Raw genomic sequence first — 13,909 nt, forward strand, 5'->3', positions numbered from 1 at the left:
GCGAGGCAGAGACAGCGGGAAACAGAAATGCCGGAGCATGTTCATGCTCCGGCATTTTTCTGTCGGGGTGACAGGATTTGAACCTGCGACCTCTTCGTCCCGAACGAAGCGCGCTACCAAGCTGCGCCACACCCCGATTGGCCCGTAGGCCTCAATAAGAATACACGAGCTTGAGGGGTACTCGTGACCACTCAGGCGGATGCGGTCAGCGTCACCAGCGTCGCCTCCGGGCGGCACGCGAAGCGCACCGGGGCGTAGATCGACGTGCCGAGACCTGCCGACACGTTGAGGAACGCCGAGCGGAACGCGTGGCGCCAGATGCTCAGTCCCTTGACCTGGCTGCGCGGGATGTCGCAGTTCGTGACGAGCGCTCCGAATCCGGGAACACAGACCTGGCCACCGTGCGTGTGCCCGGCGAAGATCATCGCGGCACCGTAGGTGACGAACGCGTCGAGGACCCGCCGGTAGGGGGAGTGGGTGACGCCGATGGTGACCGTCGGGCGGTCGGCGCGCGGCGCATCCTGTGGCCACAGCGCGTCCTCGGCGTACGGGTCGTTCTCACGCAGCTCGTCCAGGGCGCCGGGAATCGCCTCAACCCTGTCGAAGTGGATGTGCGGGTCGTTGACGCCGAAGAACTCCAGGTGGGTGCCCCGCACATCCACGGCCCCCGCCGCGTTGTTGAGGTCGAGCCAGCCGAGGCTGCGGAAGTAGGCCGTGAGCGCCGCGTTGTCGAGGCGCGGAGCCGTCGACGGCTTCTTGGTGGACGGACCGACGAAGTACTTGAGCGGGTTCTTGAGCTGAGGGCCGAAGTAGTCGTTCGAGCCGTGTGCGAAGACGCCTGGGATGCCCTGGAAGCGTTCGAACGCCCGCTCGATCCCGGTGAGGCCGTCGGCGTGGCCGAGGTTGTCGCCGGTGTCGACGATCAGGTCGGGCTTGAGGTCGGCGAGCGACCTGACCCACTCCTGCTTGTCGCTCTGCCACGGAGCCATGTGCAGGTCGGAGAGGTGCAGGACGCGGATCGATTCGGCGCCGGCGGGAAGCACGGGGACGGTGACCCTGCGGAGCGTGAACAGCCGGCGTTCGACCAGCGTGCCCCACGCGAACGCGGCCGCGCCTGCCGCGGCGAGCACACCGAGTGCTGTGCCAGCCGCGTGCAGGCCGGACCGGCGTGCCACTACTTTCCCACTCCAGGGCTCGGAGCGGACGCGGCGACCTTCAGGGTCACGGCGGAGCCGGGTTTGACCGGGGTGCCCGCGCCGGGGTCCATCGCCTCGACGATGGCGTCCTTGTTGTTTCCCCCTGACACCTTCACGTCGAACTGGCTCAGCGCTTTCTGCGCATCCGACAGCTTCTGCCCGACCACATTCGGCAGCGGCACCAGAGCGCCGTTGCTGGTGTAGATCGTCACGCCGTTGCCCTTGGTGACGGACGTGCCGGCGGCAGGATCGGTCCCAGCGACGGTGCCGGCGGGAGCGGCCGAGTCAACGGCGGTTCCGTCGATGCCGTCCAGGCCGAGCCCGTTCAGGATGGACTTGGCGTCGGCGGGCGACTTGCCCGCCAGATCGGGGATGGTGACCTGGGCGCCCTGCAGCAGCTTGGTGTCCGGGCGGGCGAAGTCGTCGCCGCCGTATTTGTTGACGGCAGTGGTCATCATCGCGTTCATCACCCTGGTTCGAGCGCTCGCGGGGGAGATGCCGTGTGTCGGATAGATCTTTCGCATATCCGTGTCGCCGACGATGTTGCCGACCCAGTACGCGCCGGCGACCTTCGTCGTGGCTGCGATCAGCCAGAGCTGCTTGTTGTCGTCGGTCGTACCCGTCTTACCGAGCATGTCGACACCGGTCGAGTTCGTTCCCGCTGCCGTGCCGCCCTGAATCGGGCCCTTGAGTGCGTATGCCATTGCCTTCGCAACCGCCGGATCCACCGACTGCGTGCACTTCGTGGCAGGAGGAGCGATCTCCTTGCCGTCGCCGCGGATGATCTTATCGATCGCGACCGGGGTGCAGGTGAGGCCGTTGTTCGCGATGCCTGCGAACGCCGTGGCCATGGTGATCGGCGAGACATTGTTCGTTCCGAGCACCGACGCCGGGTTGCTCTTCAACGGCACGCCGGCGGCGTCGTGGACTCCGAACGCCTCGGCGTCCTTCTTGATCTCGCACAGGTCGAGCTGCGACGCCATCGCGACGAACGCCGTGTTGATCGAGAGGGTGGTCGCGCTCTGGGCGGTGCGGTATCCCTCTTCCCCTGGCGAGTCGTTGGTCGGGCGCCAGGTGCCTCCGCCGACGTCCACGCACGAGTTCTTGAACTGCGACAGGTTGTATGTGCGCACGTTCGCATTCACCGACTCGTAGAGCGAGTGGCCCTGCTTCAGCCATTCAGCCAGAGTGAACACCTTGTACGTCGACCCCACCTGGAAGCCGTTCGAGCCGCCGTAGTCGAGGTCCGTGCTGTAGTTCACGGAGGTGTACTCGTTGCTGGAATTGAGCACATCCGCATCCCCGCTGTACAGCTTGTTCTGCGCCATGTACAGCACACGCCCCGTGCCCGGCTGGACACCGACCAGCGACGCGCCGAGTTGCACGTCGCCGTAGGAACGCGGCACGTAGCTCGCCATCGTCTCCTCAGCGGTCTGCTGCAGGGTCAGGTCGAGCGAGGTGTAGATCTTGTATCCGCCGCGGAGGAAGTTCGCCGAGCGGGTGTCATCGTCTGCGCCGAACGACGGGTCGTTCAGGATGATGCGCTGCACATAGTCGCAGAAGTACGCCGAGCCGCCGGCGGTCTGGCAACCGCGCGTAGACGGCGTGATCGCCGGGGTGACCGGAGTCTTCACCGCCTCGTCGTACTGCGCCTTGGTGAGCTTCTTGTACTGGTACATCTTCTGCAGGATGTAGTCGCGGCGCTCTTTGTTCTTCGCGTACCCGTTGGCGGCGCCGTTGGTCTTGCTCTCCGGATCGTCGATCTTGAGCGTCGTCGGCTCGTTCACGATCGCGATCAGGCTCGCAGCCTGCGCAGGCGTGAGGGCGGCAGCGGTGGTGTTGAAGTAGTACTTCGCGGCCGCCTCGACGCCGTACACCGAGCCGCCGAAACCGGCGATGTTCAGATAACCGGTGAGGATGACGTCCTTCGAGTACTTCTTCTCGATACCGATCGCGTACTTCATCTCCTTCACCTTGCGGTCGGGCGAGACGCCCGTGGAGTCGTCGACGCAGGTCTGGTACTTGGCCTTCTGCTCCTTGGTCTTGACCGGCATCGCCTCGCACTTCTGCAGCAGCACGTTCTTCACGTACTGCTGCGTGATGGAGGAGCCGCCCTGCACGTCGTGGCCGACGACGGTCGACAGCACGCCGCGCACCGTTCCCTGGATGTCGACGCCGCCGTGGGAGTAGAACCGTGGGTCCTCTCCGGCGATGGCTGCATCTTTCGCGGCCTGGGAGATCTGGCTGAAGGCGACGGGCAGACGGTTCTGCGAGTAGAAGGTCGCGAGCTTGACGTCCGCGTCGCCGTTCTTCGCGTAAATGGTGGTCGGCTGGGCGAGCTGGCCGACGTCGAGGTACTCGGGAAGGCCCTCGAAGACGCCGATGCTGTCGTTGGCGGCCATCCCCGTGACCGCGATCGCGGGGGTCACGGCGGCCGTGACCAGGAGGCCTGCGACGGCACTCATGCCGACGAAAGCGCCGACGGCGCCGAGCACACCTCTAGCCCGTGGTTTTGTGGCAGACATAGGATCAGAGTAGGTGATAAACCTGATAAACCCCCCGAACGCAAGGAGCACAATGCCGCGCTGGGAATACCTCACGACGCCTCTGATCGTCCACAACACCGCCGCGATCCTCAACAACTGGGGCTCGGAGGGGTGGGAGCTGGTGCAGGTCGTCACCGGTCCGGAAGGCGGGCTCGTCGCCTACCTGAAGCGTCCCGTCGTCGACGGAGAGGACGCCTGATGGCCGCCGTCGAAGCTCGCCTCGCCGAGCTCGGGATCGTCCTTCCCGACGTGGTTCCTCCTGTCGCGGCATACACTCCTGCCGTCGTCGACGGCACCCACGTCTACACCTCCGGCCAGCTTCCGATGGTGTCAGGCGCGCTCCCCGCCACGGGCAAGGTGGGCGACGGTCACGGCCTGGTTCCCGCCGACGACGCGAAGGAGTACGCCCGCACCTGCGCGCTGAACGCCCTCGCCGCCGCGAAGAGCGTCATCGGCTCGCTCGACAGGGTCACCCGCATCGTCAAGGTCGTCGGCTTCGTCGCCTCCGACCCGTCGTTCACCGGTCAGCCCGGCGTCATCAACGGGGCGTCCGAGGTGCTCGGCGAGATCTTCGGCGACGCAGGGGTGCACGCGCGCTCTGCCGTCGGAGTCTCCGTGCTCCCGCTGGACTCGCCCGTCGAGGTCGAGCTCATCCTGTCGTTCGAGTAGCGCGCATCCCGAATTGCCGAAGGGCCCGCATCCACAGTGGATGCGGGCCCTTCGGCGTGCACGGGACGCGCTAGGAGAGCTTGCTCTGGATCGAGCTCATCACCGCGGTGTCTGCGAGCGTCGTGGTGTCGCCGACCTCTCGGCCCTCCGCCACGTCGCGCAGCAGGCGGCGCATGATCTTGCCGGAGCGCGTCTTCGGAAGCTCGTTCACGATGAAGATCTCGCGCGGGCGGGCGATGGCGCCGATCTGCTCCGTGACGTGCTTGCGCAGCTCGGCTGCCACATCCATCGCCTCGGCGTTCTCGAGCTGGTTCTGCTTGATGATGACGAACGCCACGACGGCCTGGCCAGTGGTCTCGTCGGCCGCACCCACGACGGCGGCCTCCGCCGTCAGGGGATGCGCGACGAGCGCCGACTCGATCTCCGCTGTCGAGAGGCGGTGGCCTGAGACGTTCATCACGTCGTCCACGCGGCCCATCAGCCAGATCTCGCCGTCCATGTCGTAGCGGGCACCGTCGCCGGCGAAGTACTTGTCGCCGAACTTCTCCCAGTACGTCTCCTTGAACCGCTCGGGGTCGCCCCAGATGCCGCGCAGCATGCTCGGCCACGGCTCGGCGACCACCAGCAGGCCGCCCTGGTCCTTGCCGACGGGCACCCCGGCCTCGTCCAGGATCTCGATCGAGATCCCGGGCAGAGGCACCTGCGCGGAGCCGGGCTTCAGCGTGGTGACGCCTGGGAGGGCGGAGACCATGATGGCGCCGGTCTCCGTCTGCCACCAGGTGTCGACGATGGGCGTGGTGTTGCCGCCGATCACGTCGCGGTACCACATCCACGCTTCCGGGTTGATGGGCTCTCCCACCGATCCGAGCACGCGCAGGCTCGACAGGTCGAACTTCTGCGGGTGCTGGCGCCCGATCTTCATGAACGAGCGGATGGCGGTCGGCGCCGTGTAGAAGATGGAGACCTTGTACTTCTCGATGATCTCCCACCATCGGCCGGGGTGCGGCGTCTCCGGGGTGCCCTCGTAGAGCACCTGGGTGGCGCCGTTGGCGAGTGGGCCGTAGACGACGTAGCTGTGGCCCGTGATCCAGCCGATGTCGGCCGTGCACCAGTAGACATCGGACTCCGGGTGGAGGTCGAAGACGTTCTTGTGGGTGAACGCGGCCTGTGTCAGGTAGCCGCCGGAGGTGTGCAGGATGCCCTTCGGCTTGCCCGTGGTCCCGGAGGTGTAGAGGATGAACAGCGGCTGCTCCGCCTCGAACGACGTGGCGACGTGGTCGGCGTCCACCTGGGCGATCTCGTCGTGCCACCACAGGTCGCGCCCGCTCGTCCACTCGACGTCATTCTCGCCGCGCTTGACCACGAGCACGTGCTCGACGGTCGTCTCGCCGGACGCGAGTGCCGCATCCACGGCGTTTTTGAGAGGGAAGACCTTCCCCTTGCGCCAGCCGCCGTCCGCAGTGATGACGAGTTTGGCAGCCGCGTCGTCGATGCGCGAGCGCAGGCTCTCCGCGCTGAACCCGCCGAACACGACGGAGTGGACGGCGCCGATGCGCGCGACCGCCAGCATGGCGATGACGGCCTCCGGGATCATCGGCAGGTAGATCGCGACCCTGTCGCCCGCGGCGATGCCGAGGCTGGTCAGCAGATTGGCCGCCTTCTTGACCTCCGCGGTGAGCTCTGCGTACGTGATGGAGCGGCTGTCGCCAGGCTCGCCCTCCCAGTGGATGGCGACGCGGTCGCCGTTGCCGGCGATGACGTGCCTGTCGAGGCAGTTGTACGCCACGTTGAGCTCGCCGTCGTCGAACCACTTCGCGAAGGGCGGGTTGGTCCAGTCCAGGGTGCGCGTGAACGGCTTGTGCCAGTGGACGAGCTCACGGGCCTGGTCGGCCCAGAACCCGAGACGGTCTTCCGCGGCACGTTCGTAGAGCTCGGCGGTCGCTACCGCGTTGGCCGCGAACTCCTCGCTGGGGGCAAAACGGCGTGCTTCGTGCAGCAGATTGTCGATTGTGTTGCTCATGGGGAGTCTGTTCGCTCCTTTGCGATGCTGAATGGTCAAGTCGTGGCGCGACAATGGTCGACTCTACAACCTGGCGGTGACCTCCTCGATGAAGACTTGCGTTTGCATTGATTCTGCGTAAACTGTCTCTCGGCCGAATATTAATTCTGGCGTGCGGCGCAAACGATTCCCCCCAATCATGCGCCGCAGTGGCCGCACCTGTTCCCCCCAATAGGTGCGGCCCCCCTTTTTTTAACCGGGCCGACGCGCTGCGGCTGGTCTGGTGCCTCTCCACAGGCCGCGCGTTTCGGGAGTTCTCCACGGGTTTCCGGGTGCGACAGCGGTGGATGCGGCGTGCTTCGTAGCGTTCCTGCATGAGGACGACATCGAGAGAACTCCGTGCGAGTGGGCAGCCTGAGGATGCGACGCCGTCCGCATCGACGTTCGAGCGGGCTGGCCTGTGGCAGACGTTCGGGCCGCTCGCGCCCTACCTGCTGCACGACGACGTCACAGACCTCTTCATCACGGCGGGAGGCGAGCTCTGGGCCGACGGCGGCGAACGCGGTCTCCGGCGCATCGACGGCTGGTGCTCGGACGAGCGCACGACGCGAGACCTCGCGGTCCGTCTGGTGGCGAGCGGGGGCAGACACCTCGACGAGGCGACGCCGTTCGTCGACGTCCGCCTTCTGAACGGGATACGGGTGCATGCGGTGCTCCCTCCCGTCTCAACGGGAGGAACGCTGCTGTCGGTTCGGATACCGAGCGGCAGGGTGCTGGGACTGCCCGACCTTCTCGCCGACCGTGCGATCACCCGGCGGCAGGCGGACATACTGCTGCGCGCGATAGCGCAGCGCACCAACCTTCTCATCACCGGCGCGGGCGGTGCGGGCAAGACCACGCTCCTCGGCGCCGTCCTCTCCCACGCGCCGCCGGACGAGCGGATCGTCACCATCGAGGACGTCGCGGAACTCCGCATCGCGCACCCGCACGTGGTCGGCCTCCAGACCAGGCAGCCGAACCTGGAGGGCGCGGGCGGCGTCGGCCTCAGGAGACTCCTGCGCGAGGCGCTTCGGATGCGTCCTGACCGACTCGTCCTCGGCGAGTGCAGAGGAGAGGAGATCACCGATCTTCTGTCCGCGCTGAACACCGGCCACGACGGAGGGGCCGGAACGCTCCACGCCAACTCGATCGGCGACGTCCCCGCCCGCATCGAGGCACTCGGCGCTCTGGCAGGGCTGAACGAGCGCGCCGTCGCCAGACAGGCGGTGAGCGCCATCGGGATGCTCGTCCACGTCGAGCGCGTCGGAGGCGCGCGCAGCGTCGCCGGCTTCGGGCGGTTGGAACTGGCGGAGGACGGTCGGCTCAACGTGGTGAGCACGTCGTGAAACCGACGAGAGCGAGTACCTGGGTTCGCCGGCGTGAAAAGCGCGAGCGGGCGGGAGAAGAAGCAGAGCGGGTCGCAGAGCTGCTCGAGGAGCTGGTCGCCCTCATGGAGGCGGGGGTGACGGCGGAGGCGGCGTGGGGGTACCTGCGGGAGTTCTCCGCGCATCCACTGGCCGGGCTGGTGGGAGCTGGTATCGCGGCGGGGGAGCGGACAGCCGACGCTGTGGCGCGGGCTGCGGGTGCCTGGGCGGTCGAGCGAAGATCGGGGGCGACGGCGCGATCGCGATCTCCCGCAGACGTCTCCCCGACGGCGGATGCCTCGTGGACGGTGTTGACCGCCATCTGGCGGGTCGCGGACGTCGCTGGAGCGCCGATGGCTCCGACGCTGCGTCGCCTCGCCGACGCTCTGCGCGACCGCGCGGAGACGGAGCGCGACGTGCACGTGGCGCTGGCAGGGCCGCGGGCGACAGCGCAGCTCGTGTCGTGGCTGCCTGTCGTCGGAATGGTGCTGGCCGTTGTGATGGGCGTCGACCTTGTCGGCACGCTCACTGGTTCGGCCGTCGGCTGGGCACTGCTCGGCGCCGGTGTGCTCCTGCTGGTCGTCGGGAGGCGATGGATGCGCACCCTCCTGTTGCGGGCACACCCCGGTTTCGACGTTCCCGGTCTGCGTCACGACCTGATCGCGACGGCGCTGAGCGGCGGGGTCGGGGTGCCGAGCGCTCTGGCGATGTGCGACGAGGCGTGTTCGGCGCTCAAGGTGCTCGGCGACGATCGAGCGGAGGTCGCGCGCATTCTGAGCCTGGCGCAGCGCGCCGGCGCCCCGGCGGCGGACCTGCTCAGGAGTGGGGCGGCTCGGGCCAGACGGCATCGGCGGATGCAGGGCAGAACGGCCGCTGCGGCGCTCGCGGTCCGGTCGATGCTTCCTCTCGGCGCGTGCGTGCTTCCGAGCTTCATGCTGCTGGGCGTCGCTCCCGTGGTGCTGTCGATCATCTCCTCCACAGTCGCCGCGCTCTGACGGTTCTCCACCGATCGGGAATCGCTGTGGTCAGCGGGAGACGCACACCGGAGGGTGGAAACACGGCCACAACGAGCGGCCGGAGCGAACGACGAAGAAACGAACAACGAAGAAACGAACAACGAGGAGAGGCACATGAGAAGAGGAACGACGAGTGGATTCGTCAGGCGGGTCATCCGCGAAGAACGAGGTTCGGCGACGGCCGAGTACGCGGTCGCGACGATGGGAGCAGTCGGATTCGCCGGGTTGCTGGTGGTCCTGCTCCGCGGCGACGAGGTCAAAGCGATCCTCACCGATCTGGTCACGCGTGCTCTCACCACGGGCGGATGACGGAGAGCGGGGGAGCGTGACCGCCGAATTCGCGGTGGCGCTCCCCGCCGTGCTCGCCTGCCTCGCGCTGTGCCTCGGCGCCGTTCAGGTGGCGACACAGCAGGCACGACTCGTGGATGCGGCAGCCCAGTCAGCACGGATGCTCGCCCGTGGCGATGACCCGGCCCGCATTGCGCGCGAGGCCGATGCGGAACTGACCGTCGACAGAGAAGGAGGAATGGTGTGTGTGAAAGCGACGGGTGCGAACCAGGAGACTGCGCTGGGGGTCCTGGGGCTGCGCGCATCCGCCAGGGCGTGTGCGCCGGACGAAGGTCACCCAGATGGCTGAGCCGTGGCGTCCCCTGCATGCGCGCGACTGCGGGCGGACCGGGCGGTCGGCGTGGTCGTGGGGTCGGGCTGGGCGGTTGGCGCGATCGTGCGGGCGCGATGGGCGCGCGCATTCTGTGCGAGCGCGGCGCAGCCGGGGTTCTCGCGGTGGCGCTGATCGGGGTGCTCGTGTGTGCGACGGCAGCGGCCGTGGCGGTGGCAGGGGCGTACGGGGCGCGGCGCGTGTCCGGTGCCGCGGCGGACGGGGCGGCGCTCGCCGCGGCGGATGTCGCGTCAGGGTTGCGGCCGGGGTCACCGTGTCAGGAGGCGGAGCGGGTCGCATCTGCGAACGGTGCGCGACTGGTGTCGTGTGAGCTCGATGGCGTCATCGCCGTCGTGCTCACCTCCGTCACCTACCTGGGGCTTCCTGCGCGCGCCGCGGCGCGCGCAGGTCCGCCTGGAACGCCGTGATCAGTCGAAGATCGCCTCCAGATACCGGTACTCCACGGCGCTGGGGCGGCGGTCGAGGGCGTCGTCTGACGCGAACTCGATCGCGGAGGAGCGGATATAGAGGTAGCGCTTGCCTGCGGTGGAGGAGGGGATCTCGAGACGAGGGCGGGGTTCGCCCGTTCCGAGGTATTCGGTCGCGATGGTCTTCCCCTCGAGGGGGCCGTCGGTCAGTTTGGCGGTATACGTCGTCGTTGAAGTGATAGCCATACCTTCATCTTCCTCCCGCCCCGGGCCACCGCAAGGTCTGCGCCCTCGGCGAACGAAGATCCACCGATTAGGCAGACAAGCGGCTCAGGTGTGTATGGTTTGCCTGTCGGGGCCGTGCGGCCCACGCTCGCCGCAGGGGTGCGGCGCCGGGGGAGCGCGCTACGAACGTCTCGCTGTTGCAGAACAGCGCGTATATATAAGAGGAGTCAGGTGTCTGACACGAAGAAACTCGTCATCGTCGAGTCACCGAACAAGGTGAAGTCGATCGCCCAGTATCTGGGCGACGGCTACGAGGTGATGGCGTCCGTCGGGCACATCCGCGACCTCATCGAGCCCAAGAACCTGCCGCCGGAGCTCAAGAAGGGCTCGCTCGGCAAGTTCTCCGTCGACGTCGAGAAGGGCTTCGAGCCCTACTACGTGGTCTCCGACCAGAAGAAGAAGACGGTCGCCGATCTCAAGAGAGCGCTCAAGAACGCCGACGAACTCCTCCTCGCAACGGATGAGGACCGCGAAGGAGAGGCCATTGCCTGGCACCTCATCGAGGTGCTCCAGCCGAAGGTCCCCGTGAAGCGCATGGTGTTCCACGAGATCACCAAGGAAGCCATCGAGAAGGCGCGCGACAACACCAGGGAGATCGACACCGCACTGGTCGACGCCCAGGAGACCAGGCGCATCCTGGACCGGCTGTACGGCTACGAAGTGTCGCCCGTGCTGTGGCGCAAGGTGGGGCCAGGCCTGTCCGCCGGTCGCGTTCAGTCGGCGGCGACCCGACTCGTGGTCGACAGGGAGCGCGAGCGTCTTGCGTTCGTGCCCGCCTCGTACTGGGGGCTGACGGCGCGGTTCACCCCGGAGGACGCCAATGGCTTCGAGGCCAGGCTGGCCAGGCTCTCCGGAGAGCGCGTCGCCACCGGTCGCGACTTCGACGACCACGGAAAGCTCACATCGTCCGCCCGCACGCTCGACGAGCAGACGGCGACCACGCTCGCCGCCGCGATCTCCCGGCCGAGCACCGTGGTGACGGTGAGCAAGGTCGACTCCAAGCCGTACTCGCGTCGCCCTGCTGCCCCGTTCACCACGTCGACCATGCAGCAGGAGGCCGCCCGCAAGCTGCGGTTCTCCGCCAAGCAGACGATGAGCGTCGCGCAGTCCCTCTACGAGAGCGGCTACATCACCTATATGCGAACCGACTCCGCGTCGCTCTCGCAGCAGGCCACCAATGCCGCCCGCACCCAGGCCGCGAAGCTGTACGGACCGGAGACGGTGCCGGACAAGCCGCGCACATACGCGTCGAAGAGCAAGAACGCCCAGGAGGCGCACGAGGCGATCCGGCCGTCCGGCGAGGTCTTCCGCACGCCGTCCGAGCTCGAGAAGGTGCTTCGCGGCAACGAGTTCCGACTCTACGACCTGATCTGGAAGCGGACCGTCGCATCGCAGATGGCCGACGCCAAGGGCCAGACGGCCTCCGTGACCGTCGAGACCACGATCACGGAAGGCGAGCACGCCGGCACGATCGGCGAGTTCACCGCGAGCGGCACGGTCATCACGTTCCGCGGATTCCTCAACGCATACGAGGAGAGCAAGGACGAGGAGCGCAACTCCTCCGACGCGGCGGACGCGAAACTCCCGCCGCTGCAACCCGGTCAGGGGCTGAGCGTCGAAGACGTCGAGGCGGACGGCCACGAGACGACCCCTCCGCCGCGCTACACGGAGGCCAGCCTGGTCAAGGCCCTCGAAGAGCTGGGCATCGGCCGGCCGTCGACGTTCGCGAGCATCATCTCCACGATCGTCGACCGCGGGTACGTCACGCCGCGAGGGCAGGCGCTGGTTCCGAGCTGGGTGGCGTTCTCGGTCGTCCGGTTGCTCGAGGACTACTTCGGCGACCTGGTGCAGTACGACTTCACCGCGGAGATGGAAGACGACCTCGACCGGATCGCAGATGGAGAGGCGGAGCGCGTCGACTGGCTCAACAGCTTCTACTTCGGCAGCGACAAGCACACCGGTCTGCGCCGCGTCATCGACAACCTCGGTGAGATCGACGCGCGCAGCATCAACTCGATCGCCATCGACGACGACGTGACGCTGCGCATCGGCAAGTACGGCCCGTACCTCGAAGTCGCGGAAGAGGGCGCGGCAGAGGGAGCGACGCCGCGCAGGGTCAACATCCCGCCGGAGCTCGCTCCGGACGAGCTCACGCCGGCGAAGGCGCACGAGCTCATCGACGCGCCGGTGCTCACCGACCGGGTCCTCGGCGTCAACCCGGAGAACGGCAAGAACATCGTGGCGAAGGACGGCCGTTTCGGACCGTACGTCACCGAGGTCGACCAGGAAGAGCCGGCGGCGGAGAGCGTCGACCAGGCCACAGGAGAAGTAGTCTCGGCGCCCGCCAAGAAGACGACGAAGAAGGCAGCCGCCGTCAAGCCGCGCACCGCGTCCCTCTTCAAGTCGATGGACCTCGCTTCGCTCGACCTCGGCACAGCGCTGCAACTGCTCGACCTGCCGCGCACGGTCGGACTCGACCCGGAGAGCGGCGAGGAGATCCAGGCGCAGAACGGGCGATACGGTCCATACCTCAAGAAGGGCACGGACACCCGCTCGCTCCCCAGCGAAGACGACATCTTCGCGATGGACCTGGCCGGAGCCCTCGAACTGTTCGCGCAGCCGAAGTACGGCAACCGTCGCGCGTCGAGCGCACTCAAAGAGTTCGACGCCGACCCTGTCAGCGGCAAGCCGATCAAGGTCAAGGACGGCCGATTCGGTCCGTACGTGACTGACGGAGAGACCAACGCCACCATCCCGCGCGGCGAGACGGTCGAGGAGGTCGACTTCGAGCGCGCCGTGCAACTGCTGGCTGACAAGCGGGCGAAGGGACCCGCGAAGAAGGCCCCGGCCAAGAAGGCGCCCGCGAAGAAGGCTCCGGCCAAGAAGTCGCCGGCGAAGACGACGGCAGCGAAGACGACCGCGGCGAAGACCACCGCGGCGAAGAAGACGACCACGGCAAAGACCACCGCGGCCAAGACGACCACCACGCGCAAGGCGGCGGCGACAAAGTCGGCAGTGGAGTGAGCGGGAACGGCACGAATCCGGAACGTCGCGGGCTCTTCATCACGATCGAGGGCGGCGACGGGACGGGCAAGTCCACCCAGGCGAAGCTGATCGAGGAGTGGCTGGCGGAGCGAGGGCGAACGGTCGTGCGCACCCGCGAACCCGGCGGAACCGAGGTCGGAGTCGAGATCCGCGAGATCGTCCTGCACCACAGAGGCGACATCGCAGCGAGGGCCGAGGCGCTGCTGTACGCCGCCGACCGCGCGCACCACATCGAGACCTTCGTGCGTCCCGCGCTGGAACGCGGCGAAGTCGTCCTGCAGGATCGCTACCTCGACTCGTCCGTGGCATACCAGGGCGCTGGGCGGGTGCTCGACCCCGTCGAGATCCGCAACCTGTCGCTGTGGGCGGCGCAGGGACTCCTACCGGACCTGACCATCCTCCTCGACCTCGACGAGATCACAGCACGGGCACGGCTCGATACCTCGCGCACCCGCTACGACAGGCTGGAAGCAGAGAAGTCCGACTTCCACGCACGCGTGCGCGCCGCCTATCTCGGGCTGGCAGAGGCGGAGCCGGAGCGCTTCCTGGTGGTGGATGCGTCGCGTCCCGTCGACGAGATCGCCGCGGACATCCGCACCAGGCTAGAACCGTATGTCTGATCTGGCCGCGACTCCGCCTGCGCGCGTCGCCGGCGCATTCGGCG

At 67.5% G+C, this 13,909-nt stretch carries 13 protein-coding genes and 1 tRNA gene; 9 read left to right on the plus strand and 5 right to left on the minus strand.

Going from position 1 to position 13,909, the window contains the following annotated elements:
• Positions 1-62: 62 nt before the first annotated feature.
• The 3 genes from ACIRCZ_RS13990 to ACIRCZ_RS14000 all read right to left on the minus strand — a co-directional run bounded on the left by ACIRCZ_RS13990 (position 63) and on the right by ACIRCZ_RS14000 (position 3,721).
• Positions 63-136: transfer RNA gene (locus ACIRCZ_RS13990), tRNA-Pro, on the minus strand.
• A gap of 55 nt (positions 137-191) precedes the next feature.
• Positions 192-1,175 carry a metallophosphoesterase gene (locus ACIRCZ_RS13995; RefSeq protein WP_402854126.1) on the minus strand — a complete coding sequence of 328 codons (984 nt, stop codon included), beginning with the start codon at positions 1,173-1,175 and terminating at the stop codon, positions 192-194.
• The gene (locus ACIRCZ_RS14000) at positions 1,175-3,721 is read right to left on the minus strand and encodes a transglycosylase domain-containing protein (RefSeq protein WP_402854128.1); all 2,547 of its coding nucleotides are present in this window, start codon (positions 3,719-3,721) and stop codon (positions 1,175-1,177) included. The genes ACIRCZ_RS13995 and ACIRCZ_RS14000 overlap by 1 nt, the downstream gene beginning before the upstream one ends.
• A 52-nt stretch (positions 3,722-3,773) precedes the next feature.
• On the opposite strand from ACIRCZ_RS14000, the gene ACIRCZ_RS14005 reads away from it, so the two are divergent.
• Together ACIRCZ_RS14005 and ACIRCZ_RS14010 are read left to right on the plus strand one after the other, a co-directional pair.
• On the plus strand, positions 3,774-3,941 hold the full coding sequence (locus ACIRCZ_RS14005) for a hypothetical protein (RefSeq protein ID WP_200949540.1): 168 nt from the start codon (positions 3,774-3,776) through the stop codon (positions 3,939-3,941).
• Positions 3,941-4,411 (plus strand): RidA family protein, encoded by a 471-nt coding sequence (locus ACIRCZ_RS14010; RefSeq protein WP_055890547.1) that lies wholly within the window; start codon positions 3,941-3,943, stop codon positions 4,409-4,411. The genes ACIRCZ_RS14005 and ACIRCZ_RS14010 overlap by 1 nt, the downstream gene beginning before the upstream one ends.
• A gap of 70 nt (positions 4,412-4,481) precedes the next feature.
• Here the strand turns inward: ACIRCZ_RS14010 and acs are convergent, their stop codons facing one another.
• A complete protein-coding gene (gene acs, locus ACIRCZ_RS14015) occupies positions 4,482-6,431 on the minus strand; it encodes an acetate--CoA ligase (protein ID WP_055890549.1) in 1,950 nt (649 codons plus the stop codon).
• Positions 6,432-6,784: 353 nt separating this feature from the next.
• On the opposite strand from acs, the gene ACIRCZ_RS14020 reads away from it, so the two are divergent.
• From ACIRCZ_RS14020 to ACIRCZ_RS14040, 5 genes are all read left to right on the plus strand, one after another.
• The gene (locus tag ACIRCZ_RS14020) at positions 6,785-7,795 is read left to right on the plus strand and encodes a TadA family conjugal transfer-associated ATPase (RefSeq protein WP_402854134.1); all 1,011 of its coding nucleotides are present in this window, start codon (positions 6,785-6,787) and stop codon (positions 7,793-7,795) included.
• Positions 7,792-8,808, plus strand: a complete 1,017-nt coding sequence (locus ACIRCZ_RS14025) for a type II secretion system F family protein (RefSeq protein ID WP_402854137.1) — start codon at positions 7,792-7,794, stop codon at positions 8,806-8,808. Before ACIRCZ_RS14020 ends, ACIRCZ_RS14025 begins: the two co-directional genes overlap by 4 nt.
• Before the next feature lie 135 nt (positions 8,809-8,943).
• Positions 8,944-9,138, plus strand: coding sequence for a DUF4244 domain-containing protein (locus ACIRCZ_RS14030; RefSeq protein WP_055890550.1), 195 nt, complete (start codon positions 8,944-8,946; stop codon positions 9,136-9,138).
• Positions 9,139-9,154: 16 nt separating this feature from the next.
• Positions 9,155-9,466, plus strand: a complete 312-nt coding sequence (locus tag ACIRCZ_RS14035; RefSeq protein WP_235500321.1) for a TadE family type IV pilus minor pilin — start codon at positions 9,155-9,157, stop codon at positions 9,464-9,466.
• A 98-nt stretch (positions 9,467-9,564) separates the two neighbouring features.
• A complete protein-coding gene (locus ACIRCZ_RS14040) occupies positions 9,565-9,915 on the plus strand; it encodes an Rv3654c family TadE-like protein (protein ID WP_055890553.1) in 351 nt (116 codons plus the stop codon).
• Here ACIRCZ_RS14040 and ACIRCZ_RS14045 read toward each other — a convergent pair whose 3' ends face one another.
• Complete coding sequence (locus ACIRCZ_RS14045) at positions 9,916-10,161, minus strand: hypothetical protein (protein WP_200949541.1); 246 nt, start codon at positions 10,159-10,161, stop codon at positions 9,916-9,918.
• A 210-nt stretch (positions 10,162-10,371) separates the two neighbouring features.
• On the opposite strand from ACIRCZ_RS14045, the gene topA reads away from it, so the two are divergent.
• Together topA and tmk are read left to right on the plus strand one after the other, a co-directional pair.
• On the plus strand, positions 10,372-13,224 hold the full coding sequence (gene topA / locus ACIRCZ_RS14050; protein ID WP_402854143.1) for a type I DNA topoisomerase: 2,853 nt from the start codon (positions 10,372-10,374) through the stop codon (positions 13,222-13,224).
• Positions 13,221-13,865, plus strand: a complete 645-nt coding sequence (tmk, locus tag ACIRCZ_RS14055) for a dTMP kinase (RefSeq protein ID WP_402854146.1) — start codon at positions 13,221-13,223, stop codon at positions 13,863-13,865. Before topA ends, tmk begins: the two co-directional genes overlap by 4 nt.
• Positions 13,866-13,909: the final 44 nt, after the last annotated feature.

The sequence above is a fragment of the Leifsonia sp. NPDC102414 genome, assembly GCF_044765685.1.
GTDB lineage: Bacteria > Actinomycetota > Actinomycetes > Actinomycetales > Microbacteriaceae > Leifsonia.